This window comes from Aquimarina rubra (assembly GCF_042684305.1).
Lineage (GTDB): Bacteria > Bacteroidota > Bacteroidia > Flavobacteriales > Flavobacteriaceae > Aquimarina > Aquimarina rubra.
In genome coordinates this window covers 295,982-321,789 of record NZ_JBHULE010000019.1, presented here as the reverse complement: position 1 = coordinate 321,789, position 25,808 = coordinate 295,982, and the positions used below count along the sequence as shown (strand labels likewise).

Genomic DNA, 25,808 nt, shown 5'->3' with positions numbered 1-25,808 from the left:
CTCAAACCTCAAACCTCAAACCTCAAACCTCAAACCTCAAACCTCAAACCTCAAACCTCAAACCTCATTAGAGGTCATATTGTTTTATTTTCCTGTACAAAGTTCGTTCACTGATGCCTAATTCCTCAGCGGCTGCTTTGCGTTTTCCACGATGGCGTTCCAGAGATTTTTTAATTAATTCCAGCTCTTTATCGTGTAGTGAAAGTGTTTCTTCTTCTTCAATTTCTTCTGCAAAATGATATTTATCGTCCTCTTTTTTAGTTGTTTCAGCAGGAGTTATTTGTAAAACTTCCGTTGTTGGTGTGATGGGTTCTTCAAAAGGGATTTCTTCTTCATCTTTATCTTCGCGATAAATCTTTCTGATTAACCCTTCGTGCTCCTTTTGTACTTGCTGAGAGTTTCCGCTCTGCATCAACTCCATGGTTAGCTTTTTAAGATCATTCAGATCATTTTTCATGTCAAAAAGAACTTTATATAATATCTCTCTTTCATTACTGAAATCACTATCCTTTTTGTCCGAAGAAATTATAGCAGGTAGATTACTTCCTATATTTGGTAAATACCCGCGCAATGTATTTGCCGAAATCGTTCTATTTTGTTCAAGGACTGATATTTGCTCTGCAATGTTGCGTAATTGTCTGATATTACCACTCCAATGATATTTTTCTAATAACTGAGCCGCATCATCTTCTAATCTAATGGTTGGCATTTTATACTTTGTGGCAAAGTCAGAAGCAAACTTTCTGAATAACAGATGTATATCTTGTTCTCTTTCGCGCAAAGGAGGTAATAGAATTTCTACAGTACTTAAACGATAATAGAGATCCTCACGAAACCTTTCTTTTTTGATGGCTTCAAACATATTCACGTTGGTCGCTGCTACAATCCGCACGTCTGTTTTTTGCACTTTTGAAGACCCTACTTTGATAAACTCTCCATTCTCCAGAACTCTCAGAAGTCTTACCTGAGTGGTTAAAGGCAATTCTCCAACTTCATCAAGAAATATAGTTCCTCCATCGGCTACTTCAAAATATCCACTTCTTGTAGAAGTCGCACCGGTAAATGCTCCTTTTTCATGACCAAACAATTCACTGTCAATAGTTCCTTCAGGTATGGCTCCGCAGTTAACAGCAATATACTTGCCATGCTTTCTATGAGATAAAGAGTGAATAATTTTAGGAATACTTTCCTTACCTACACCACTTTCTCCGGTAACCAGAACCGATATATCTGTAGGAGCTACTTGAATAGCTTTTTCTATAGCACGGTTTAGTTTAGGATCATTTCCTATAATCCCGAATCGTTGTTTTGTAGCTTGAACTGATTCCATTTAATAAACTATATTAGTTGGTTTTCTATATTAGACTTTAATTATTGTCAGAATATCCTATTGCTTCTCCAAGTAGAGTTGCACTTGTACATTCATCGATACGAACCATCACAAAATCTCCTATTTTGTAATCTCCTTTTGGAAAAACAGCTACTATATTTTGAGTATTTCTTCCACTCCAGTGAGCATCAGATTTTTTAGATTCTTTTTCTATTAATATTTCAACCGTTTTACCAATAAAAGCTTCGTGTCTGTAGGTGCTATGATTACGTTGTGCTGTAATTATTTCATTAAGTCGTCTCTTCTTGGTTGCTTCCGGCACATCATCCTCTAGCTTACGGGCTGCAAGTGTTCCAGGTCTTTCTGAGTATGCAAACATAAAGCCGTATTCATATTTTACATATTCCATAAGAGATAAGGTGTCCTGATGATCTTCTTCGGTTTCTGTAGGGAATCCGGTGATGATATCTTGAGAAATGGCACAATCAGGAATTAATTTTTTAATATTATCAATCAATTCAAAATATTCCTCACGTGTATGCAAACGATTCATTTCTTTCAAAATACGATCACTACCACTTTGTATTGGTAGATGAATGTATTTACAAATGTTTTTATGTTTTGCCATCACTTCGATCACATCCAATGTCATATCTTGTGGATTAGATGTGGTAAAACGCAGTCTTATTTTGGGATATTTTTCAGCAACCATATCCAAGAGCTTAGCAAAATTAACCGCTGTTGCTTTTTGGAATTCACTGGCTTTTTCAAAATCTTTTTTCAGTCCACCGCCATACCATAAATAACTATCAACATTTTGACCCAGTAGTGTGATTTCTTTAAAGCTTTTAGAAGCTAAGTCATCTATTTCTTCCATAATACTTTGTGGATCACGACTACGTTCTCTACCTCTGGTAAAAGGTACTACGCAAAAAGTGCACATATTATCACAACCTCTGGTGATAGATACAAAAGCAGATACGCCATTGCTTTGTAATCGAACAGGAGAGATATCTCCGTATGTTTCTTCCTTAGAAAGGATTACATTCACTGCATTACGTCCGGCATCTACTTCTTCAATTAGATTAGGAAGGTCTTTATAAGCGTCCGGGCCTACTACTAGATCAACGATTTTTTCTTCTTCCAGGAATTTACTTTTTAATCGTTCTGCCATACATCCCAGAACGCCTACTTTCATTTTGGGATTAATGCGTTTTACCGCATTATATTTTTCCAAACGTTTCCTAACGGTCAACTCTGCTTTTTCACGAATAGAACAGGTGTTTACCAAAACCAAATCTGCATCTTCCAGGTTTTGAGTAGTGTTAAAACCTTCTTTGGCTAGAATAGATGCTACAATTTCGCTGTCGCTAAAATTCATCTGGCACCCATAACTTTCGATAAAAAGTTTTCTGGTGTTTCCTTCTTTTTTGTCTAGAGACAATGCTTGTCCCTGGATGTTTTCATCAATAATCTTCTCCATGTATGATAATGTCCTTTCCGTTTCAACTCAAATAGTGTGCAAAGATACTCTTTAAAACGATATATGACAAAGTGGCAGAGTTATATTTGTTTAAATATTTATATTTGAGAAAGCTAATCTGCTAAATAACCTTCGGTATGAATACAAACCAGCTCTTCGAAAAAATAGAAAACAGTAACCCCATCGATTTTGGAAACATTTTCAATAAAAGTATTGAGCTTTTTAAGAAAGTCTGGTTGCAAGGTTTTATACACTTGTTAATTTCTATGGTGATTATTATTCCATTAATTATTGTGATGTATATTCCTATTATTGCGATCGCGGGATTGGCAGGCTTTGAAGAATCTTATGGCGAGTATCCAAATCAGTTTGAAGAAATTTCTATTGGATTAGCTATTTTATTTGTGATATTAGTGGTTATCATTTCAATGATAGCTTCGGCTTTTCAATTTGGGATTATTGCCCATTTCTATCAAATTTGTAGACAAGAAGATATAGGGCAACAACAAAGGCCAAATTATTTTATGTTTTTTAAAGGTAAATATCTTGGAAAGATTTTAGTTCTCGCTATAGCAATTACATTGATTTCGCTTGTTGCTACCTTGTTGTGTTTCTTTCCGCTTTTGTATGTTCTGGTGCCATTGCAGTTACTTGGTGTTATATTTTCGTTTAATCCTGATCTTAGCTCATCAGATTTGATAAAGGCAAGTTTTAAATTAGGGAATAGAATTTGGCTAATGGCTTTTCTATTAATTTTTATTTCATCAATATTGGCGGAGATTGTTGGTTTGATGGCTTGTGGTATTGGTATATTTTTTACGGTGTTTTTTGTCCGTATTCCAATTTATTATATGTACAAGGATACTGTCGGTTTGGAAAGTGAAAGCAAACCGGAAGGCTGGAGTGCTATTGTCGAATAATAAACAAAATAAAACCTGCTCCTTTGCAGGTTTTTTTAGTATAATCTTTGAGAAAAAATTTTGATCTCAAAAAATTGATATACTTTTGTTCTCAGAAATAAGCCCTTGTGGCTGGGTTGCCACCAACCAAAAAAATGTTTATTGGCTATTATATCTGTCAATCGATAAACATGAATTATCAACAGATGAAAAAAAAGGATTATGGCTAAGAATTTAGTGATCGTAGAGTCACCAGCTAAGGCAAAAACAATAGAGAAGTTTTTGGGCAAAGACTATACAGTAGCCTCTAGTTTCGGGCATATTGCGGATTTACCTGCAAAAGAACTTGGGGTAGATGTAGAAGAAGGTTTTAAACCAAAATACATTGTTTCCAAGGATAAGAAGGATGTGGTAAAAAAGCTGAAAGACCTCGCTAAGAAAGCCGAAATGGTATGGTTGGCAAGTGATGAGGATCGAGAGGGAGAAGCTATTGCCTGGCATCTGGCAGAAGAGCTAAAACTAGACAAGGATAAAACACGTAGAATTGTTTTTCACGAAATAACCAAAAAAGCGATACTTAAAGCCATTGAAAACCCTAGAAGTATTGATTATAATCTGGTAAATGCCCAACAAGCGAGACGGGTTTTGGATAGACTGGTAGGTTATGAATTATCTCCCGTTTTATGGAGAAAAGTAAAAGGAGGATTGTCTGCAGGTAGAGTACAATCTGTTTCTGTTCGTTTAATTGTAGAGAGAGAAAGAGAGATACTTGGTTTTAAGCCCGTTGCTTCATATAGAATTGATGCAGAATTTGCGAATGAAAAAGGAAAGTCTTTCAAAGCAAAGCTTCCCAAAAATTTCGCGACTAAAGAAGAAGCTGAAGCATTTTTAAAGAAAAACCTGGGAGCTGGTTTTAATGTTGCAGATCTTACTACCAAACCAGCCAAAAAATCACCGGCACCTCCATTTACAACATCAACATTACAACAGGAAGCATCAAGAAAATTATATTTTTCTGTTAGTAAAACGATGACAATGGCGCAACGTTTATATGAGGCAGGACTTATTACCTATATGAGGACGGATAGTGTAAACTTATCAACCGAGGCTCAGAATGGTGCAAAAGCAGAAATTGTTTCTGCATATGGAGAAGAATATAGCAATCCAAAACAATATAAAGGGAAAGCCAAAGGTGCTCAGGAAGCTCACGAAGCGATAAGACCAACAGATTTTTCAAGACATACAGTTCCGGTTGATTATGATCAGCAGCGTTTGTATGAATTAATCTGGAAAAGAGCAATAGCATCACAAATGAGTGATGCCAAGTTAGAAAGAACAAATGTAAAGATTGGTTCTAAATCACATAATGAACAATTTGTTGCAAACGGAGAGGTAATAAAGTTTGAAGGTTTTCTAAAAGTATATCTTGAAGGGAATGATGACGAAGATGAAGAACAAAGTGGAATTTTACCGGCAATGAAGGTCGGAGAGCATTTGTTCAATAATTATATTACAGCCACAGAGAGATTTACAAGACCTCCAAGTCGTTATTCTGAGGCAGCTTTGGTAAAAAAGCTGGAGGAATTAGGTATAGGTCGTCCATCTACGTATGCACCAACAATTTCGACTATCCAAAATAGAAACTATATAGAAAAAGGTTCTAAAGAAGGAGAAGAGCGAGGATATGTTCAGATTACACTTTCTGGTGATGCTGTCAAAGAGAAAAACCTAAAAGAAAAAGTAGGAAGTGATAAAGGAAAATTGATCCCTACGGATGTCGGGATGGTGGTTAATGACTTTTTGGTAAACCATTTCTCTTCCATTTTAGATTATAACTTTACAGCGAAAGTAGAACAGGACTTTGATGAAATAGCAGAAGGGCAGGAAGACTGGACTCATGTGATGAAAGAATTCTATGAAGAATTTCACCCTAGAGTAGAGGATGTAGCTCAGAATGCAGAACGCGAAGTAGGAGAGAGAATTCTGGGAGAAGATCCTGAATCTGGAAAACCAGTAAGTGTTCGTTTAGGGAAATTTGGGCCTATGGTACAGATTGGTACCGCAGAAGACGAAGATAAACCAAGGTTTGCTAGTTTGGCTCCAGGGCAAACATTAGGGAGTATTACTTTTGAAGAAGCAATGGATTTGTTTCAATTGCCAAAAGAATTAGGAGATTATAAGGGAGAAATAGTTACTGTAAATAATGGACGTTTCGGTCCATATGTGAAGTTTGGCGCTAAGTTTGTCTCATTGGATAAAGGAGAAGATCCTTTAAGTACATCACTAGAAAGAGCTATTGAACTTATTGACGCTAAAGAAAAAGCAGATGCTCCTGTATATATATACGAAAATTTACCGGTGCAAAAAGGAACCGGTAGGTTTGGACCGTTTATTAAATGGAATGGGATGTTTATCAATGTGAATAAAAAATATGACTTTGATAACCTTTCTGATGAAGATATCATTCAATTGATTGAAGAAAAGAAACAGAAAGAAATTGATAAAGTAATTCATCATTGGGAGGACGAAGGGATTAGAGTCGAAAAAGCGAGATGGGGACGTAGTAATGTTATAAAAGGTAAAATAAAAATAGAATTACCTAAAACTGTGGACGCTACTAAACTTACTTTAGAAAAAGTAAAAGATCTTATCGAAAAGAATGCTCCTAAGAAGAAGACCGCTGCAAAGAAGAAAACAACAAAAAAGACTACTAAAAAGAAATAGGTATATCATATGTCTTTAGAATTTCTTGCACCAGTTAGTGATATAGTGGCTGCACATGTTGCATTGCTTCCAGATCAATCACTGGGTAAACAAATTAAAATACATACAGCTGATTACGGTGTTCCTGATTTAGATAAAGTTGATATTGCGATTATCGGAGTTAGGGAGAATAGAAACGACATTAATTTCCTGGGAGAAGAAGTTTATTTTGATAGCATACGCAAATCTTTGTACGATCTCTTTCCTGGTAATTGGGATAAGGCAATTGTTGATTTGGGAGATATTGTTCCGGGAGAAGAGGTAAGCGATACTTATTTCCTGATGAAGGATGTGCTTTCTACACTTCTTCAGAAAAATGTAATTCCTTTAATAATTGGTGGAAGTCAGGATTTAGTTTATGGCCAATATCGTGCCTTTGATATTTTAGAAAGGATGGTTAATCTGGTCAATGTAGATAGTAAATTTGATTTAGGAAACACCTCACAACCGATAACTAATACTTCTTTTGTCGGTAAAATTATTGTAGAACAGCCTTATAATCTTTTTAATTATAGTAATATAGGGTATCAGACGTACTTTAATTCTCAAGAAGAAATAGATCTTATCGAAAAATTATATTTTGATGCCTATCGATTAGGAGAAGTAATATCTGATGTTACTATTGTCGAACCGATTATGCGGGATGCGGATATTGTTGCTATAGATCTTGGAGCGATGAGCTCTACATGTCTTAATTATCAGTACGCCTCACCAAACGGTTTTAATGGAAGAGAGATTTGTGCGATTGCAAGGTATGCCGGTATAAGCGATAAGGTAAAGAGTTTTGGTGTTTATGAATTTAAAAATTTCAAACAAGAAGAAACAACTACGCTTTTAATTGCACAGATACTTTGGTATTTTATTGAGGGTGTTAATTACAGATCAAATGAACTGAATATCAAAAATCAATCAGGAACACTTCACTATAATGTACCGGTAGAAGATGAAGTTCTTTCATTTTATAAAAGTCATAAAACAGAAAGATGGTGGATAGAAATACCATTTATTTCATCTGGAAATAATAAATTGAAAAGACACACGTTATTACCTTGCACATACAACGATTATGAGCGTGCTTGTAATCAAGAAATACCTGAAAGATGGTATAAGGCAAAACGAAAAAACGAAGTTTAACATTTTTATTAGGGAGATTTAAGGTTTTTTTTGGAAAAAAATTGTTTTTCTGGAAATAAATAAATAGGTTTACCACCTTAAATCTCGAAGATCTTAACCTAAAACACGTTATGAAGAAATTTGTATCACTCTTTGCTATTGTAGCAATGCTATATAGTTGTGGCGGAGGAAACCGCGGAGAACTAGTTGGAGTAAAGGGTAAAAAATGGCATCCTGAGAAACCTTATGGAATGGCCCTCATCCCCGGAGGATCATTTATTATGGGTAAATCCGATGATGACAAGGCAGCATTAGCCAATGCGCCTACAAAGACAGTTACCGTTCGATCTTTCTACATGGACGAAACTGAAGTTACTAATAGTGAATACAGACAGTTTGTTCGTTGGGTTCGTGATTCTACCGTAAGGATGAAGTTGGCTATAATGGCTGATGAATTGGGAAAAACTCCTGGAGACGATGGAATCGGAGAATATGCATTTCTTGATGCAAATACCGAGGATATGTCTGTATACGAAAAATATGTTTACGACAACTATAGTGGTACCGGAGAAACTGGCTATGAAGGTCGAAAACTTAACAAAGACATAGATATCGAATGGGATACTGAAGATTATCCGGATGAATTTTACACTGAAGTAATGGATTCATTATATATACCATTAGAAGAATCTTATAATGGTAGAAGAACTTTCGATGTACAAAACTTTAAGTTTAGGTTTACTTGGATGGATATTCAGGCAGCTGCCCGAGCTAAAAAAGGAAGAAGGAAAGATTTCGTTAAAGAAACAGTGATCGAGGTATACCCGGATACAACTGTTTGGATTAAAGATTTCAATTATTCTTATAATGAACCAATGCACAATGATTATTTCTGGCATAGTTCATACGATGATTATCCGGTAGTAGGTGTTTCCTGGGAGCAGGCAAAAGCTTTTTGTACTTGGAGGACTATCGAAAAGAATTCTTATCAGAAAAAACGTAATAAGGAGTTCGTAAATTATTTTAGACTACCTACAGAAGCTGAGTGGGAATACGCGGCTAGAGGTGGATTGGAGTCTGGAACATACCCTTGGGGTGGACCTTATGCGTTGAATGACAGAGGTTGTTTCTTAGCTAATTTTAAGCCTTTAAGAGGTAATTATGCAGCGGATAACTTCTTGTATACAGTAGAAGCAAAAACATTTGAGCCTAATGATTATAACCTATACAATATGGCAGGTAATGTTTCAGAATGGGTGCAGTCTTCTTATGACCCTGCAGCCTATGAATATGTATCATCAATGAACCCAAATGTCAATGATGATGAGAACAAACGAAAAGTTGTGCGTGGTGGATCTTGGAAAGATGTTGCTTATTTCCTACAGGTAAGTACCAGAGATTACGAATACGCAGATTCAGCTAGAAGTTATATCGGATTCAGAACCGTACAGGATTATATGGGTACTGACGTTACTGGAGAAGATAATACTAGAAATTAGAATAAGTCCCAAAATTTATCTATCAAAACCCTAATTACTAACCCTTTTTTAATTTAAGATTTTTTAAAAAATTTAAAAAACTAAACACATTTATTATGGCAAATTCAAAATCAAGCAAGAAATTAATGAATATGGTATACGGTCTGGGAGCAGCCGTAGTAATCCTTGGAGCATTATTTAAAATTATGCACTGGCCTTTTGGTAACGAAATGCTTATCATTGGTCTAATTACGGAAGCATTGGTATTTACCGTTTCTGCTTTCGAACCTGTGGATGATGATTTAGATTGGTCTTTAGTATATCCAGAATTAGCTGGAGGTAACAAAAAAGATAAGAAAGAAAATCAAACTCCAGAAGGAATGTTGTCTAAGAAATTAGATGAAATGCTTAAAGAAGCAAGAGTAGATTCTAGCCTTATGAGTAGCCTAGGTGACAGTATCCGTAACTTCGAAGGAGCTGCAAAAGGAATTGCACCAACGATTGATTCTATTCAAGGTCAGAAAAAATATAGTGAAGAAATGCAAAAAGCTGCTGCTTCATTAGAGTCTCTAAATAGTCTTTATAAAGTTCAATTAGAATCTTCAGCGTCTCAGGCAGAAGCTAATCAAGCTATTGCTGATAATGCTCAGAAGCTTAAGGATCAAATGGAAAGTCTTGCTAGTAATTTATCTTCTCTTAATGGAGTATATGGTGGTATGTTAAGTGCTATGAACAGAAACTAGTATTTAACTTAATTTAAAAAATAACTACCAAAATATAGAAATATGGCAGGAGGAAAATTATCACCAAGGCAGAAGATGATCAATCTTATGTACTTGGTATTTATAGCGATGATGGCATTAAATATGTCAAAAGAAGTATTAGCAGCTTTCGGTTTGATGAATGAAAAGTTGTCTGCAGCTAATAGTACAACTACCGAAAGAAATCAAGCTTTCATGGGTGGTCTAGCAGACAAAGTTTCTGAACAACCGGCAAAATATCAGCCTTTAAAAGAAAGTGCCGATAAGATAAGTGCTAGTTCAAATGACTTATATGGTTATATTGATAACTTAAAGTCAACAATTTTAAAGGATGTTTCTGATCCAACTGACTATCAAGTAATGGACAAGAATACCGTATTAGATGAGTACTTTTTCAAAAGTGGTAATATAACTGCAGCTGGTCAGGAGTTTGTTAAGAAAGTTGACGAATATAGAACTAGTGTAAGTGCAGTTATAAGTGAGAAGTATCCAAAAATTGCAGGCGATATTGAAAAAGAATTTTCAACTGATAAAGTTGAGAATAGAGATGAAGTAAAAGTAGATTGGTTAAAGTATAGCTTTGAAGGATTTCCAATGATTGCGTCAATTACTAAATTGACACAAATGCAGAATGATATCAAAACTACAGAAAGTAAAGTACTTTCTGCAATGTTATCAGGACAGTTAGAGTCTGAGGTGTCTTTATCGAATTTTGAAGCAATTGTTGTTCCGGATAAAACGGCTTTTTTTAGCGGTGAGAAATTTAAAGGGCGTATCATTCTAGGTAAGAAAGATAAAACTTTAAAAGCTTATAAAGTGGTTGTTAACGGTAAAGAACTTGAGCCTGAATCTATGCAAGAGGGTCAAACTATTCTTGATTTCCCAGCTGGTAATGTTGGTGAAAGAGATATTAAGGGAGAGTTCCAGTTTAAAGAAGGTGATTCGATAGTTACTATACCTATTGAGAGTTCATATGCGGTAATACCTAAACCTAATTCAGCGGTTATTTCGGCTGATAAAATGAATGTGGTTTATCGTGGAGTACAGAATCCAATGACGATTTCTATTCCTGGTGTTCCTAGTGTAAATGCTACTGCACCTGGTTTAAAAAAGAGAGGTGGAGCCGGTAAATACGTGATGAACGTTACTACGGTTAAGGCTAGAGAGGTAGCGATTAAAGTAAGCGGTAAGTTGCCAAATGGATCTACTGTAAGTGATAGTAAGAAATTCAGAATTAAAGATATTCCTAGACCAGTAGGAACTGTAAGAGGTGAAGATGGTAGCATCAAGATGTCTAAAAGTGGTTTAGATAAGGCTTCGATTGGAGCGATCCTACCGGACTTTGATTTTGATATTAAATTAAAAGTAACAGGCTTTAAGTTTAAAGTAGAAGGTCAGCCAACTGTTAGTGTAAGAGGCGGTAGATTAGATTCAAGAGCAAAATCTGCACTTAAAAAGGCAAAAAGAGGATCTTCTGTTCAGGTAATAGACATTAAAGCACAGTTAACAACTAATGCAGGATATAAATTAAAGAAAATATCTCCGGTTATCGTTGAGTTAACGAACTAAAATAAACTAATGATTATGAATTTGAGAAATTTGTTATTAACCGTTTTTGGCCTATTCGTGACCTTGTTTTCGTTTGGTCAGGCTAACATTTTAAATGCTGATAGTCCAGAAGATATCGGAAAGAAGACAATTGAGCAGATTCAATTGGATAATGACCTTCCGTTAGAGTACGGTTACGTGGATGAGCGTGATGTGCTTTGGGCTAAGACGACTTGGGAAACAATTGATCTTGATGAGCGTATTAATTTTCCATTATATTATCCAATCGATACGGTTAATATAGGAGCAGATAGACGTGCATTATACGATGTTTTGTTATCAAACGTTAAAAATGGTAAAATCAAGAAAATTTATGCAGATTCATATTTTACAGAAACACGTACATTAAGTGATCTTGATGGTACTTTGTCAAAAATTGATACACTGGATTTAGGATATGAGCAATTTAATGCAGGCGAACCTGTAGACCCTCAGTATGTTGAGGTTACTACTATTAGTGCTGCAGATATTGCTGAATATCAGATCAGAGGATATTGGTATTTTGACAAGCGTCAGGGAGAATTAAGATATAGATTATTAGGTATTGCTCCTGTTGCACCGGATGTAAACTTTATAAACGATGATGAGCCGGATATGGTTCCATTATTTTGGGTTTGGTATCCTGATGTAAGAGAGATACTGCATAACGCAAAAGCATTTAATAGAAAAAATACTTCTATGCCTTTTACGTATGATCACGTGCTTAATGCCAGACGATTTAATTCTGTTATATATAAGGAAGATAACATTCAGGGTGACCGGGAAGTTAACGACTATATCATAGATAACGCTTTGATGCAATTGTTAGAAAGCGAAAGAATTAAAGAGAGTATCAGAAACTTTGAAATGGACATGTGGAGTTATTAAGCTCTATTGTTTCTAAATAATATTAAAGACGCCCAACGTATTCGTTGGGCGTTTTGTTATTTTTGATTTATGATAGATTATATAGTTGTTGGCTTTGGATTAGCAGGATTGGCTTTTGTAGATAAACTAGAGAATAACAATAAATCGTACACCGTTTACGAAAATTATTCCGAGAAATCTTCTAGAGTGGCAGGAGGATTGTACAACCCAGTTATACTAAAAAGGTTTACGGCGGCTTGGCTTGCTTCTGAACAATTACAGTTGGCACTATCGGTTTATAAGGGTATAGAGGATAAACTTGGAGAATCTATAATTTCTGAGCTTGCAGTTCTAAGAAGGTTTAATAGTGTTGAAGAGCAAAACCTATGGTTTGAGGCTTGTGATAAGCCTATTTTGGATAGGTTTCTTTCTTCAGAATTAGTTCGTAATGAAAATGACGCACTCGATATTTCTTTTCATTACGGAAAAGTAAAACATACAGGGAGAATCAATGTTAAAAGGATGTTGTCTTTATATCTGCAAAATGTAGAGAAAAAGAAGAAACTTATGAAAGAATCTTTTCAGTATGATCAATTGGTAATTACAGAAGATTTTATAGAATATAAAGGTATAAAAGCAAGAAATATTGTTTTTTCTGAAGGTTATGGAGTCAGAAACAATCCTTTTTTTAACTATTTACCGCTGATAGGTAATAAAGGGGAGTATATAACAATTAAATCCAAAAGGTTGAAATTAGAAGAAGCAGTAAAGTCATCCATCTTTATTATTCCGCTAGGTGATGATTTATATAAAGTAGGCGCTACCTACAACAATCAGGATAAGACTCCGAATACTACTAAATCTGCGAAAGAAGAATTACAAAGTAAATTAGAGCGTTTCCTAAAAGTGGATTATGAGGTAGTGGATCAGGAAGCAGGAATAAGACCTACAACAAGAGACCGAAGACCATTAATAGGTACGCATCCTGAGCATAAAAATATGCACATTATAAATGGACTGGGAAGCAGAGGGATATTGATAGGGCCATATGTGGCAGAAAAACTCTATGATCACATCGAAAAAGAAAAGCTTTTAGACAAAGAAATAGACATCAAACGTTTTGAAAAACTATAATGAGTTTTTCTTTTTTCCATAATGCATAAAAATATTAATCCAGATGTTTCTTGATAATCTAAGGATTATTGGGAAAAATACTATAAGTGTTCCCACAATCGTGAAAAAAGTATTTAGGAGGTTCATTTTTAAAAAAAGATTGCCAATTACAAAAGCTGCTATCGCAAAGGCAATACCCACGCCGTAACTCACATACATTGCTCCGTAAAAAAAAGAAGGTTCTATCTTATATTTAGTGTTACAATGACTACAGCGTTCATGCATTTGGAAAACTTTTCCCAATTTATAAGGATTTTGCTCTTTATACATGCTTTCGTTCTGACAAACAGGGCAGGTACCTGTAAAGATGCTATATATTTTAGTTCCTTTCAAGAAGTTCATAGTACTTTTATTCTATCACAAAATTAGTCATCTTTGCAGAAAATATTCAAAAGCTGATGTTAAACATACATAACCTTTCAATTTCGTTTGGAGGAGAATATCTTTTCGAAGAAATAGCCTTTAGATTAAATGCAGGAGATCGAGTGGGTCTGGTAGGAAAGAATGGAGCAGGAAAGTCAACAATGCTTAAAATTTTATCCAAAGAGCAGGAACCGGATTCTGGGCAGATTGCTATGGATAAAGAGGTAAAGATTGGTTTTCTAAAACAGGATATAGATTTTGTTTTAGGAAGAACTGTTTTGGAAGAGTCATACGAAGCCTTTACTGAAATCAAAAAGATAGAGAGAGAAATTGATGAGATTAATGCACAACTTGCTGAGCGCACAGATTATGAAAGCGAGAGTTATAATCAGCTGATAACAGATTTAAGTGATCACACGCATCAATATGAGATTCTCGGAGGATATAACTATCAAGGAGAAACAGAACGTGTATTACAAGGATTGGGATTTGTTAGAGAAGATTTTGATAAGCTTACTGATACTTTTTCCGGAGGTTGGCGTATGAGGATAGAATTGGCAAAATTATTATTACAAAATAATGATGTTCTTTTATTGGATGAGCCTACTAACCATTTGGATATAGAATCTATCATATGGTTAGAAAGTTTTTTAAAAAACTATCCAGGAGTTGTAGTTATTGTTTCTCACGATAAAATGTTTTTGGATAATGTAACCAATAGAACGATTGAAATATCATTAGGAAGGATTTACGATTATAATAAGCCATATTCTAAATATTTAGTACTTCGCAAAGAAATACGAGATCAACAACTCGCTGCTCAGAAAAATCAATCCAAACAAATTGAGCAAACCGAAAAGTTAATAGAGAAGTTTAGAGCAAAAGCAACAAAAGCTTCGATGGCGCAATCACTTATCAAAAAATTAGACAAAGTAGAACGTATTGAAGTTGATGAGGATGATAACGCTGTAATGAATATTAGTTTTCCGGTAAGTGTACAACCGGGTAAGGTTGTAATCGAGGCTGAGCAAGTGGGAAAAAACTATGGAGAAAAAGAGATTCTGAAGGATATTAATTTATTAGTAGAACGTGGTTCAAAAACTGCGTTTGTAGGACAGAATGGACAAGGGAAATCTACTTTAGCTAAGATCATAATCGATGAGATATCACATACTGGTAATCTAAAACTAGGCCATAATGTGCAGATCGGATATTTTGCACAGAATCAATCCGAATATCTGGATGGCGAAATAACGATTCACGACACGATGATAAATGCGGCAAACGAAAAGACCCGAAGTAAAGTAAGGGATATGCTAGGAGCATTTTTATTTAGAGGTGATGAAGTAGATAAAAAAGTAAAAGTGCTTTCTGGAGGTGAGCGTAATCGATTAGCTCTGTGTAAAATGCTTTTAGAGCCATTTAATGTATTGGTTATGGATGAACCTACAAACCATTTAGATATTAAGTCAAAGAACATTCTGAAAGAGGCGCTCAAAAGTTTTGAAGGCACATTGATTTTGGTGTCGCACGACAGGGATTTTCTGCAAGGGTTAACCAATACAGTATATGAATTTAAGAATAAACAAATTAAAGAGTATCTTGGGGATATTGATTATTACTTAGAGCAGAGACGAGTAGATAATCTTCGCGATATTGAAAAGAAAGATAAACAAGCAAAATCAGCCTCAGAAACAAAAGAAACTGCAAAACAATCCTACGAGAATCAAAAAAAATTAAAATCGCTTAATAATAAGTTAAGTAACGTAGAGTCCAAGATTAATAAAATCGAAAAAGAAATCAAAGAAATAGATGTGGAGTTAGCGATCAATTATGACCAGACTATTGCAGAGCCGGATTTTTTCGATAAGTATCAAGCAAAAAAAGACAAATTAGCTTCTTTGATGGAAAATTGGGAAACTTTACAAGAAGAAATAGATACATTGTCTTAATCCTTGTTTTAGAGGTGATATTAGAAAATTATTCAAAAAACTGAGATGTAAATTAAGACTCTCGCATTGTAACACCTCTATTTTTAAAGATCCTTGAATTATAGTATGTTACCTGAATGTTAAGATGAAAACAAATCATATACTTGATGATAATTTTTATCGTTAGTTTCAGGTTCAACTGAATATTTATAGATATTTTTGTATTTGTAAATTAAATTATACAATGTATGAATGATACAAAAGCCATCGACTTAAATGCTCACGCACTATCTTGGGTTGGAAAGATTCATTATGATTTTGGGTTTTTAGTTCAGAAAGCCTTTGGTGAAAATGGTTTGGATTTATCCAAAGAACAATGGAGTGTTTTGAAGCGTTTGAAGGTAAATGATGGGCAACCGCAAAATGATTTGGCTTTTATTACCCATAGAGATAAGACTTCTATGACCAGATTGGTTAATACTATGGAAAGTAAAAATCTTGTGGTTAGAAAAAGTGATGAAAACGATAGAAGAGTAAATAGAATCTTCCTTACCGATTATGGAAAAGAAGTGATCGAGAAGGTAACTCCTATTATGTATGATCTTATCCCGGCAGTACAGGAAAGTTTGAGTGACGAAGAAATCGAAAATTTGATTAGTACACTTAAAAAGATCAAAGCTAAAATTGCGGAGATAGCAGATTAATAAGTTAAATAGCATACAAACTAAAAAAAGACGTCTAATTACTTTAGATGTCTTTTTTTAGTTTAATTAGGGAGGTGATTTTTTATGAGTTCTTTAACTGCAACAAAAGCTTGTTGTTGATAGATTTGTGTAACTTTTTAAGCGACAAGCTTAAACAAAATTTATCTATGAGAAACATTATACTTGGTATTCTTGGGTTATTACTTATTGCCGGAGCTTTATTTGGTGCAAAAAAAATGATTGATAGTAAAACCAGAGTTAAGCCCAGATCTGCAAAAGTGATTAAAACCGTTTTTGTAGATACCATTAAAAATGGTACGGTGCCAATTAAAATAGCTGCTAATGGTAATTTAACTGCAAAAAGAAGATTAGAGTTGTTTTCTGAAGTGCAAGGCGTTTTTAGAGGTGGTTCTAAACTTTTTAAAACTGGTCAGCAATATAAAAAAGGGCAAACGTTAATCCGAATTGACGCTTCAGAGTATTATGCCTCTGTACAGTCTGCTAAAAGTAATTTATATAACCTGATTACTTCTATAATGCCGGATTTACGACTCGATTATCCCGATATTTACGATAAATGGCAAAACTATCTTACCAATTTTGATATTAATAAAGTAACACCGGAACTTCCGGAAACTTCCTCAGAAAAAGAAAAATATTTTATTACAGGACGTAATATCTATACGACCTACTATAATGTAAAAAATCTGGAACAACGTTTGTCTAAGTATAGAATTTCCGCACCATTTTCTGGAGTGCTAACAGAGGCTTTGGTTACTGAAGGAACACTGATTCGTCAAGGACAAAAACTAGGAGAGTTTATAGATACCAGTGCCTATGAAATTGAAGTGGCTATAGGAAAAGAATATTCAGATTTATTAAAAATAGGAGAATCGGTGGTGCTTTCAGATCTTAATACATCTAAAACATACACAGGCATTGTAACCAGAATAAACGGAAGGGTAGATCAGGCTACACAAACGATTACCACTTTTATTGAGGTCAAAGATGCATCGCTTAAAGAAGGAATGTACCTAGAGGCAAGTCTGGATGCAAGAAAAGCTGAGAATGCTATAGAGATTGATCGTAATTTGCTTCAAGATGGAGACAGGATTTTCGTAGTTAGAGATAGTATTTTAGATATGATTGATGTGCAACCTGTTTATTTTTCTGAAAAAAAAGTCATCCTTACCGGAGTTCCTGATGGAGATGTGATTCTTAATAAACCTGTTCCTGGAGCTTATGCAGGTATGTTGGTGAAAATATATCAGGGTAAAGGAAAGAAACCTACCACTTCTGATAGCAATGTAATTAGTACTAATTCCAAATAAGTAATTATGCGTAAGATCATTTCTTATTTCATCAGATACCACGTTGCTGTAGATGTAATCGTTATTGCATTTATCGTATTTGGAATTTTTGGAGCACTCTCGCTCAAGTCGTCTTTCTTTCCGCTTACTGATTCTAAAAACATAAGTATAAATGTTGTTTATCCCGGTGCCTCTCCATTAGAAGTAGAAGAGGGAATTATTCTTAAAGTAGAAGATAATCTTAAAGGATTAGCCGGTGTTGAACGAGTAACCTCAACCTCAAGAGAAAATAGCGGTAGTATTAATGTCGAAATCGAAAAAGGAAAAGACATTGATTTTATGCTACTCGAGGTCAAGAATGCTGTAGATAGAGTGCCTACATTTCCTACTGGAATGGAGCCTATAGTTGTGTCCAAACAAGAAGCAATTAGGCAAACGATTAATTTTTCTGTTAGTGGTAATGACATCCCTCTTAGTACGTTAAAACAAATTGCTCGACAGATCGAAAATGATCTAAGAGCGATAGATGGGATATCGCAGATTGGTATTAGTGGATACCCTGAAGAAGAGATAGAAATAGCAGTGAATGAAAATAATTTACTGGCATTTAGGCTTAGTTTTAATGAAGTTGCACAAGCAGTAAGTCGGGCAAATATTTTGACTACAGGAGGTACTATCAAAACAAATGCAGAAGAGTATCTTATTCGTGCAAATAATCGATCGTATTACGCCAATGAACTTGCTAACTTAGTCATCCGGGCGGATGCGTCTGGACGAACCATTAGACTGAAAGATGTAGCAGAAATTAGAGATCGTTTCTCAGAGTCACCTAACGCTTCTTATTTTAATGGTGATCTATCCGTGAACATTCAAATAACAAGTACTAATACCGAAGACCTTATTTCTTCCGCAGAAAAAACAAAAGAATACATTACAGAGTTTAATCAAAAGTACAATAACGTTCAGCTAAATGTTATTAGCGATCGTTCTATCACCTTAGTACAACGCACTAAACTACTTACCGAAAATGCTATCATAGGAATGCTCTTGGTGCTTATATTCTTATCCTTATTTCTAAATACTCGTTTAGCATTTTGGGTGGCTTTTGGATTGCCGATTGCCTTTTTAGGAATGTTCGTTTTTGCGGGATATTTTAATGTAACCATTAATGTATTATCACTTTTCGGGATGATCATTGTAATTGGTATTTTAGTAGATGATGGTATTGTAATAGCCGAAAATATCTATCAACATTACGAAAAAGGAAAAACTCCGATACAGGCAGCTATTGATGGTACAATGGAAGTAATTCCACCAATCGTTTCGGCAATATTAACTACTATTATAGCTTTTGGAATTTTCTTGTTTTTAGATGGACGTATCGGTGACTTCTTTGGAGAGGTATCTGTAATTGTGATTCTTACCCTTGCAGTCTCATTAGTAGAAGCTTTGATCATTCTTCCTGCACATTTAGCACATTCTAAAGCCTTAAGAGCAGAAGATGCAAAACCCAAAAAAGGTATCGCTAAGTTGTTTTCAAAATTGCGTTACATCAATACGTTTGGTGATAAAATTATGAGATGGCTACGTGATAATATGTATAGTCCTACACTCAGTTTTGCACTAAAGAATAAATTTTTCACTTTTTCTATTTTTATGGTTATACTCATATTCACCATTGGAAGTATAGGAGGAGGAATTGTTAGAACTTCATTTTTTCCTCGTATTGCAAGTGATGTAATTTCGGTGGATTTAGGAATGCCTAATGGTACCAACGAAAAGATAACGGATTCTATTATTTCTATGATCGAAGAAAAAGCCTGGATCGTTAATAAAGAATTAAGTGAAGAGTTTTTGATAGGTGAGGATTATGAAGGAAAACAATTATTCGAAAATATAATTAGAAGCATAACCTCTTCGTCGAATGCCTCCCTTCGTATTAATATGTTACCGGGAGAAGAGCGACCTAATGTGGTAAACTCCGGATTGGTAGCGAACCGAATACGAGAAAAAGTGGGTCCTGTTTTTGGGACTGAGCGATTAATTTTTGGGTCGGGAGGAAATTTTGGAGGTAGTCCAGTTTCGGTTTCTTTATTAGGAAGTAATATCCAGGAATTAAAAGCTGCAAAAGAAGAGTTTAAAACAGTTTTAGAAAATGATTCCAGGCTCAAGGACGTTGCGGATAATGACCCTGCAGGGATAAAGGAAATTCGACTGGAACTTAAGGAGAGTGCCTATGCACTGGGTCTCAACCTAAGAGATGTAATGGCACAAGTACGAGGTGGATTCTTTGGAGTACAAGCACAACGTTTTCAAAGAGGTCAGGATGAGATACGCGTTTGGGTTCGTTATGATAGAGAGAATCGGTCTTCCATTTTGGATTTAGATAATATGAGAATTTCTACTGCTACTGGCGAGCGAATACCATTAAGTGAAATTGTTGATTATTCTATAGAGCGAGGAGATGTGGCTGTAAACCATCTGGATGGCAGACGAGAAGTTCAGATCTCTGCCGATTTAAAAGATCCAGAAACTACAAGTTCTACAGATGTTTTAGATGAGATCAGAACAGTGATTATGCCGGAGATTATAGCTAAATATCCAACAGTAACGCCCTCATACGAAGGTCAGAATCGAGAGGCCGGTAAGTTTCTCGGATCCTTAGGACCTGTTGGACTTACCGCTTTGGCATTGATCTATATCACTATTGCTTTTACATTTAGAAGCTATAGCCAACCTTTATTGCTTCTATTGTTGATTCCTTTAAGTCTTCCTGCAGTGGCACTAGGTCATTGGATACATGGGTTTCCGATTAACATTTTATCATTATTAGGAATTATTGCACTGATTGGTATTATGGTAAACGATGGATTGGTACTCATAGGTAAATTTAATAGCAACCTTAAAGCCGGAATGACATTTGATAGCGCTATTTATGAAGCAGGAAAATCTCGTTTTAGAGCAATTTTTCTAACGTCTTTAACTACCATTGCAGGATTAGCACCTTTGATTTTTGAAGAAAGTCGTCAGGCAAAATTCTTGATACCAATGGCAATTTCTATAGCATATGGAATTGGCTTTGCAACGGTACTTACTTTGTTAGTATTGCCACTATTCTTATCATTTAGTAATAAGGTCAAAGTAGGCACCAAATGGTTGGCAACCGGAAATAAAATTACCAAAGAAGAAGTAGAACGTGCTATAAAAGAACAAAAAGAGGAAAATGAAGAGCAACTTGAATTACAAGCATAAATATATAGTAAGATTATTCTTGTTTTTGTTTATGGTCGGAGGTAACGCTTTCGCCCAAAAATTAACAAAACAAGAGGCGATCCGCTTGACATTAGAGAATAATTACGGAATTTTAATAGCCACCAATAATATTGAAGCTGCAAAAAATAGCAAAGGAATATTAAACTCGGGATATTTGCCTACATTGGCAGCAAATACAGGTGCAAATTATCAGGAGACATCTTCTACTACTTCATTTCCAGGGGTAATTAACCCAGATACAGGACTACCAAGAGAAGATATTGAAATCTTAGGAGCTGAAACACAAAGATATAATGCTTCACTTAATCTCAATTATACCTTGTTTGATGGTTTGGGGCGATTTTATAATTATAAAAGACTAAAAGAGCAGTATAATCTCACAGAGTTACAGGCCAGAGAAACCATTGAAAACACATTGCTTCAGTTATTTTCTGTGTATTACGAAGTTGCTAGATTGACAGAGAATGAGCAAGTTCTTGAGGAGACACTTAGAATTTCTAAAGAACGAATAACCAGATCTACCTATCAATTTGAGTATGGTCAAAACACAAAATTAAATGTACTAAATGCTGAAGTAGATGTTGCTAACGATAGCATAAACTTGTTAAATACGAGACAGCAGCTTGCTAATACAAAACGAGATCTAAATGTAATTGTCGACAATGAGTTGGAAAAACAATTTACGGTAGATACTATCGTTAGTTTTATTTCGAGATTAGAAATAGATAGTTATTTAGAAAAGTCAGCTGAAAATAATGTGACACTATTACAAAACGAAACCAACATACGCATAAGTGATTACGATGTAAAGGTTAGCAAGTCGGGTTATTTGCCAGTTATCGGTCTGACTGGTTCGTATGGCTGGAATGAAAACAGGAATCCACCCTCAGCTTTTTTTCCTGGTAATATCGGAGATACCTATACCTTAGCAGCAGGCGTAAGTTTAAGTTGGAACCTTTTTGATGGTGGTGGTACGATTACTAGAGTTAAGAATGCCAAAATTGCTTTAGATAATCAGGAATTAGCAAAAATTCAGGTAGAGCAACAGGTAAAAAGAGATATTGCTAATGCCTTGGGGAATTATGAGAACCGCTTAAAAGTATATGAGATTCAGCAGCAAAATGTTTTAACGAATCAAAACAATTTTGAACGATCCAAAGAACGATTTAACCTTGGCCAGATCACTTCTATAGAATTTAGACAAGCTCAGATTAACCTGATACAAGCACAAACAAATAAAACGTTGGCGAAATATGATGCTAAGTTAGCTGAGTTACAGTTACTACAACTCACGGGTCAATTATTAAATATTGAATTTTAGTTTATATGTTCGAACATTTTTTTCAATGTCCTTATTGTTGGGAAGAGATTTCCATGTTGTTGGATCCTTCAGTACTGTATCAAACATACGTAGAGGATTGCGAAGTATGCTGCAATCCCATAGAGTTACATCCTAGGTTTGAAGACCGGGAACTAGTGTCTTTTGAGGCTTTGAGTATTGAGCAGTAGTAGTATGATGTTTTTGTTATTCCGAAGTGTCATATTGAGCTTATCGAAATGTAGGCTGGAATCCATATTAAATAACAGAGTCAAAGAAATAAAGTACAATACGTTGGAAAGTTTTATTTTAGTTGTTGTAATGGTATCAAGCAAGTAGTACAAAAACTAAAATGAAATCACTAAACTTAAATACCTCATATAAACATCATACTATTGTTGCATTTATTATTGGAGTCTGGTTGGCGCTTTTCTTAGTTCTTATTGCTCCTTTTGATGCCTCGGATCTCTCTTTTTTGATTCGTTTGCAAATACTACCTTTTTATGGAGTCATTACATTTTTGAGTTATCTTATACTCATACCAGTACAAAATGTAATCTTTAAAAAAATAAGAACCTGGAATATTGCTTTGGAAATAGCCTATATTATCGTTTACAATATAATAGCCTTAGTTGGATGTTATTTATATTATAAAACAGATATTATAAATGGAACGTACCAGTTTCAATATTTTACGCTGAATATTTATTATCCAATCTTTTTTGTACTGTTGGCAGTTCTAGTTTTTTCCAGATGGTTTTTGAATAAGAAAGTAGAAAGAATCGAAAGCGAAAAAATTTTTTTGAAAGGAGACAATAAATTGGATGTATTACAGATTGAATTATCAAATCTGATAAGTGTATCCAGTGCAGATAATTATGTTGAAATCAATTACCTCAAAGATGGTATTCTTATAAAGAAGCTTTTGCGCACAACACTGAAAAATATACATTCAGTTGTTCCAAGCTTAGTACAAGTGCACCGATCACACCTTATAAATCCATCACAATTTATTGATTGGAAAGATTCTAGCACCTTACGTTTAACTCAGGTAGAAGTGCCAGTTTCAAAAAAATACAAAAAGGACGTACTCTTCTTGAATCATTCACCCCAAAAATCGAATCATTCACCCCAATCCCATTAAAATAGGCATCTATGGGAATTTCCGTTTGTATTTTTGATGTAGAATCAATAATCAATAAAACGAGTAATGAAAGCATTTATAAAACTCTTAACAATTATAGTAGTAACTTCTAATAGCTTCTGCCAGGAAGAAAATCCTGATAAACTTCTCGAACAGATTGTATCAGAAAGTAAGGTGGTTGGTGTTTCGGCAGGATATTCTATTAACGGTGAGACTTTATGGCAAGCGGCTAATGGTTATGCGTATAAAGAAAAGAAACAACAGTTTCTGAAAGAGACCAAAGTAAGAATGGCTTCTATAGCAAAACCAATGACCGCACTGGCTGTTATGCAATTGGTAGAGCAGAATCTTATTGATTTAGACGCTCCTATTCAAGCATATATCCCTGATTATCCAAAACAGCCTAACACACAAATCACCACTAGGCATCTATTATCACATACCTCTGGTATTGGTGGTTATAAAAATGGTAAGGAAGCACAAACAAAAGTTAATTACCCAAGACTTTCTGATGCTATTGAGTTTTTTAAAAATAGACCTCTTCTTTTTGAACCTGGTACACAGTACGGTTATACTACCTATGGATATACCCTTTTAGGCGTTATCATCGAAAAAGCTTCTGGGATTACATATGAAACATATATGCAAAAACATATTTGGGATAAAGCAAATATGACGAATACAGGTATAGAGATATTTGGAAACAACAAAGAAAATGGATCTGGTTTATATCATAAAAATAAGAAAGGAAAAATTAAAGAAGGAAAGGAGAATAACTTAAGTAATCGTATTCCTGGTGGTGGCTTTTACACCACAGTTGGGGATATGCTGAAATTCGGAAATGCTGTGATAAACAACACTTTTGTTAAACCCGAAACCCTAAGTCTTATGCGAGAGCATCATAGTTTAGAGAAAGAAAGAAACGCCTATGGTTTTGGTTGGTTTTTATATAACCCTAAACCTAACGAAGGAGCAATCATAGGTCATTCTGGAGGGCAAACAGGTTGTTCTTCTCAATTATATATTGTCCCTGAGAAAGGAATCGTTACGATAGTACTTGCGAATACTTCGGGCGCATCTAAAGAAGCAACTATATTTGCATCTCAACTATTAAAAATCGCTTTAGATACGTTATAGAAGTTATTAGAATATATGTACAGATATGCCTGTAATCGTATATATTGAAACATTTGTTAAATAAAACCCAGACAGCGCTAATTCACAAGCTGTCTGGGTTTGTTAACTTATATATTCTGCACTAACCAATCTCCAACTTCACTGGTTTTGTAAGCTTTTTGTTCTCCAGCTAAATCCTCAGTAACAACTCCTTCATTTAAAGATTTATCCACTACATTTCTGATAGCTTGTGCTTCTGCGTTTAATCCAAAAGCTGTTTCGAACATCATTGCTGCTGATAGTACTGTTGCCAACGGATTGGCGATGTCTTTTCCTGCTGCCTGTGGATAAGATCCGTGAATAGGCTCGAATAAAGCAGTTTTCTCTCCCAGAGATGCAGAAGGCATTAACCCCATGGAACCTGATATTACAGAAGCTTCATCTGTAAGAATATCTCCAAATAAATTCTCGGTAATCAAAACATCATAAGAATTTGGCCATTGTACCAATCGCATCGCTACTGCGTCAACGAATTCGTAGCTTACTTCAACTTCTGGATAATCTTTTTCCATAGCTTGCACAGTTTCTCTCCATAAACGAGAGGATTCTAGCACATTTGCTTTGTCTACACAACATAGTTTCTTGCTACGTGACATCGCCATTTCGAACCCTTTTTTAGCTAAACGTTTTACTTCTTCTCTGGTATAGCTGCAAGTGTCATAAGCAGTATTTCCATTATCCTCTCTTCCTCTTTTTCCAAAATAGATTCCACTAGTTAACTCACGCAGAAATACCAGATCAGTTCCTTCGATTCGTTCTCTTTTTAAAGGAGATTTGTCGATTAATGAAGGAAAAGTAAACGTTGGTCTTACATTAGCGAATAACCCTAATTTTTGACGCATTTTTAATAAACCTTGCTCCGGACGGACCTTGGCAGACGGATCATTGTCAAATCTAGGATGGCCGATTGCTCCAAATAATACTGCATCTGCATTCATACAAATTTCGTGAGTTTCATCCGGATATGGTTCTCCTACGGCATCAATGGCAGCAGCTCCTGTTAATGCTGAAGTCCAATTTATTTTATGCTCATACTTTTTTGCAACTGCATCACAAACTTTGACAGCTTGATCTATAACTTCTGGTCCAATACCGTCTCCGGCTAGTAGTGCTATGTTTAATTCCATTTTTCGTA

At 35.1% G+C, this 25,808-nt stretch carries 20 protein-coding genes; 16 read left to right on the top strand and 4 right to left on the bottom strand.

What is annotated here, in order from left to right; all coding sequences use genetic code 11:
- Nucleotides 1-67 precede the first annotated feature (67 nt).
- Nucleotides 68-1,330 (bottom strand): sigma-54 interaction domain-containing protein, encoded by a 1,263-nt coding sequence (locus ACFSR1_RS10085; protein ID WP_378292091.1) that lies wholly within the window; start codon nucleotides 1,328-1,330, stop codon nucleotides 68-70.
- Between the two features lie 37 nt (nucleotides 1,331-1,367).
- Nucleotides 1,368-2,813 carry a tRNA (N6-isopentenyl adenosine(37)-C2)-methylthiotransferase MiaB gene (gene miaB / locus ACFSR1_RS10080; RefSeq protein WP_378292089.1) on the bottom strand — a complete coding sequence of 482 codons (1,446 nt, stop codon included), beginning with the start codon at nucleotides 2,811-2,813 and terminating at the stop codon, nucleotides 1,368-1,370.
- A 137-nt stretch (nucleotides 2,814-2,950) separates the two neighbouring features.
- Here miaB and ACFSR1_RS10075 point away from each other — a divergent pair, with 137 nt between their 5' ends.
- From ACFSR1_RS10075 to ACFSR1_RS10040, 8 genes are all read left to right on the top strand, one after another.
- The gene (locus ACFSR1_RS10075) at nucleotides 2,951-3,733 is read left to right on the top strand and encodes a hypothetical protein (RefSeq protein WP_378292088.1); all 783 of its coding nucleotides are present in this window, start codon (nucleotides 2,951-2,953) and stop codon (nucleotides 3,731-3,733) included.
- Between the two features lie 201 nt (nucleotides 3,734-3,934).
- Nucleotides 3,935-6,436: a type I DNA topoisomerase gene (gene topA, locus ACFSR1_RS10070; protein WP_378292086.1), complete on the top strand. Its 2,502-nt coding sequence runs from the start codon at nucleotides 3,935-3,937 to the stop codon at nucleotides 6,434-6,436.
- 9 nt (nucleotides 6,437-6,445) lie between these two features.
- Nucleotides 6,446-7,609, top strand: coding sequence for a formimidoylglutamase (locus ACFSR1_RS10065; RefSeq protein ID WP_378292084.1), 1,164 nt, complete (start codon nucleotides 6,446-6,448; stop codon nucleotides 7,607-7,609).
- 110 nt (nucleotides 7,610-7,719) lie between these two features.
- Entirely contained in the window at nucleotides 7,720-9,087 is a 1,368-nt protein-coding gene (gene porK / locus ACFSR1_RS10060) for a T9SS ring complex lipoprotein PorK/GldK (RefSeq protein ID WP_378292082.1), read from the top strand.
- Nucleotides 9,088-9,182: 95 nt separating this feature from the next.
- Complete coding sequence (gene porL / locus ACFSR1_RS10055) at nucleotides 9,183-9,809, top strand: type IX secretion system motor protein PorL/GldL (RefSeq protein ID WP_378292080.1); 627 nt, start codon at nucleotides 9,183-9,185, stop codon at nucleotides 9,807-9,809.
- Nucleotides 9,810-9,851: 42 nt separating this feature from the next.
- Nucleotides 9,852-11,396 carry a type IX secretion system motor protein PorM/GldM gene (porM, locus tag ACFSR1_RS10050; protein ID WP_378292078.1) on the top strand — a complete coding sequence of 515 codons (1,545 nt, stop codon included), beginning with the start codon at nucleotides 9,852-9,854 and terminating at the stop codon, nucleotides 11,394-11,396.
- Nucleotides 11,397-11,411: 15 nt separating this feature from the next.
- A complete protein-coding gene (gene porN, locus ACFSR1_RS10045; RefSeq protein WP_378292076.1) occupies nucleotides 11,412-12,302 on the top strand; it encodes a type IX secretion system ring subunit PorN/GldN in 891 nt (296 codons plus the stop codon).
- A gap of 69 nt (nucleotides 12,303-12,371) precedes the next feature.
- A complete protein-coding gene (locus ACFSR1_RS10040) occupies nucleotides 12,372-13,415 on the top strand; it encodes an NAD(P)/FAD-dependent oxidoreductase (RefSeq protein WP_378292074.1) in 1,044 nt (347 codons plus the stop codon).
- Here ACFSR1_RS10040 and ACFSR1_RS10035 read toward each other — a convergent pair.
- Nucleotides 13,410-13,796: a DUF983 domain-containing protein gene (locus ACFSR1_RS10035; RefSeq protein ID WP_378292072.1), complete on the bottom strand. Its 387-nt coding sequence runs from the start codon at nucleotides 13,794-13,796 to the stop codon at nucleotides 13,410-13,412. The two genes, ACFSR1_RS10040 and ACFSR1_RS10035, sit on opposite strands and share 6 nt — an antisense overlap.
- 56 nt (nucleotides 13,797-13,852) lie before the next feature.
- On the opposite strand from ACFSR1_RS10035, the gene ACFSR1_RS10030 reads away from it, so the two are divergent.
- From ACFSR1_RS10030 to ACFSR1_RS09995, 8 genes are all read left to right on the top strand, one after another.
- Complete coding sequence (locus ACFSR1_RS10030) at nucleotides 13,853-15,769, top strand: ABC-F family ATP-binding cassette domain-containing protein (protein ID WP_378292070.1); 1,917 nt, start codon at nucleotides 13,853-13,855, stop codon at nucleotides 15,767-15,769.
- A gap of 227 nt (nucleotides 15,770-15,996) precedes the next feature.
- The gene (locus tag ACFSR1_RS10025; protein ID WP_378292068.1) at nucleotides 15,997-16,452 is read left to right on the top strand and encodes a MarR family winged helix-turn-helix transcriptional regulator; all 456 of its coding nucleotides are present in this window, start codon (nucleotides 15,997-15,999) and stop codon (nucleotides 16,450-16,452) included.
- Between the two features lie 167 nt (nucleotides 16,453-16,619).
- Nucleotides 16,620-17,783, top strand: coding sequence for an efflux RND transporter periplasmic adaptor subunit (locus ACFSR1_RS10020; RefSeq protein WP_378292066.1), 1,164 nt, complete (start codon nucleotides 16,620-16,622; stop codon nucleotides 17,781-17,783).
- 6 nt (nucleotides 17,784-17,789) lie between these two features.
- Entirely contained in the window at nucleotides 17,790-21,014 is a 3,225-nt protein-coding gene (locus ACFSR1_RS10015) for an efflux RND transporter permease subunit (RefSeq protein WP_378292064.1), read from the top strand.
- Complete coding sequence (locus ACFSR1_RS10010; protein WP_378292062.1) at nucleotides 20,986-22,356, top strand: TolC family protein; 1,371 nt, start codon at nucleotides 20,986-20,988, stop codon at nucleotides 22,354-22,356. Before ACFSR1_RS10015 ends, ACFSR1_RS10010 begins: the two co-directional genes overlap by 29 nt.
- Before the next feature lie 5 nt (nucleotides 22,357-22,361).
- Nucleotides 22,362-22,544: a CPXCG motif-containing cysteine-rich protein gene (locus ACFSR1_RS10005; RefSeq protein ID WP_378292060.1), complete on the top strand. Its 183-nt coding sequence runs from the start codon at nucleotides 22,362-22,364 to the stop codon at nucleotides 22,542-22,544.
- A 161-nt stretch (nucleotides 22,545-22,705) separates the two neighbouring features.
- Nucleotides 22,706-23,497, top strand: coding sequence for a LytTR family transcriptional regulator DNA-binding domain-containing protein (locus tag ACFSR1_RS10000; RefSeq protein WP_378292058.1), 792 nt, complete (start codon nucleotides 22,706-22,708; stop codon nucleotides 23,495-23,497).
- 66 nt (nucleotides 23,498-23,563) lie between these two features.
- The gene (locus ACFSR1_RS09995) at nucleotides 23,564-24,634 is read left to right on the top strand and encodes a serine hydrolase domain-containing protein (RefSeq protein ID WP_378292056.1); all 1,071 of its coding nucleotides are present in this window, start codon (nucleotides 23,564-23,566) and stop codon (nucleotides 24,632-24,634) included.
- Nucleotides 24,635-24,741: 107 nt separating this feature from the next.
- On the opposite strand, the gene leuB is transcribed toward ACFSR1_RS09995, so the two are convergent.
- Entirely contained in the window at nucleotides 24,742-25,800 is a 1,059-nt protein-coding gene (gene leuB / locus ACFSR1_RS09990; protein ID WP_378292055.1) for a 3-isopropylmalate dehydrogenase, read from the bottom strand.
- Nucleotides 25,801-25,808: the final 8 nt, after the last annotated feature.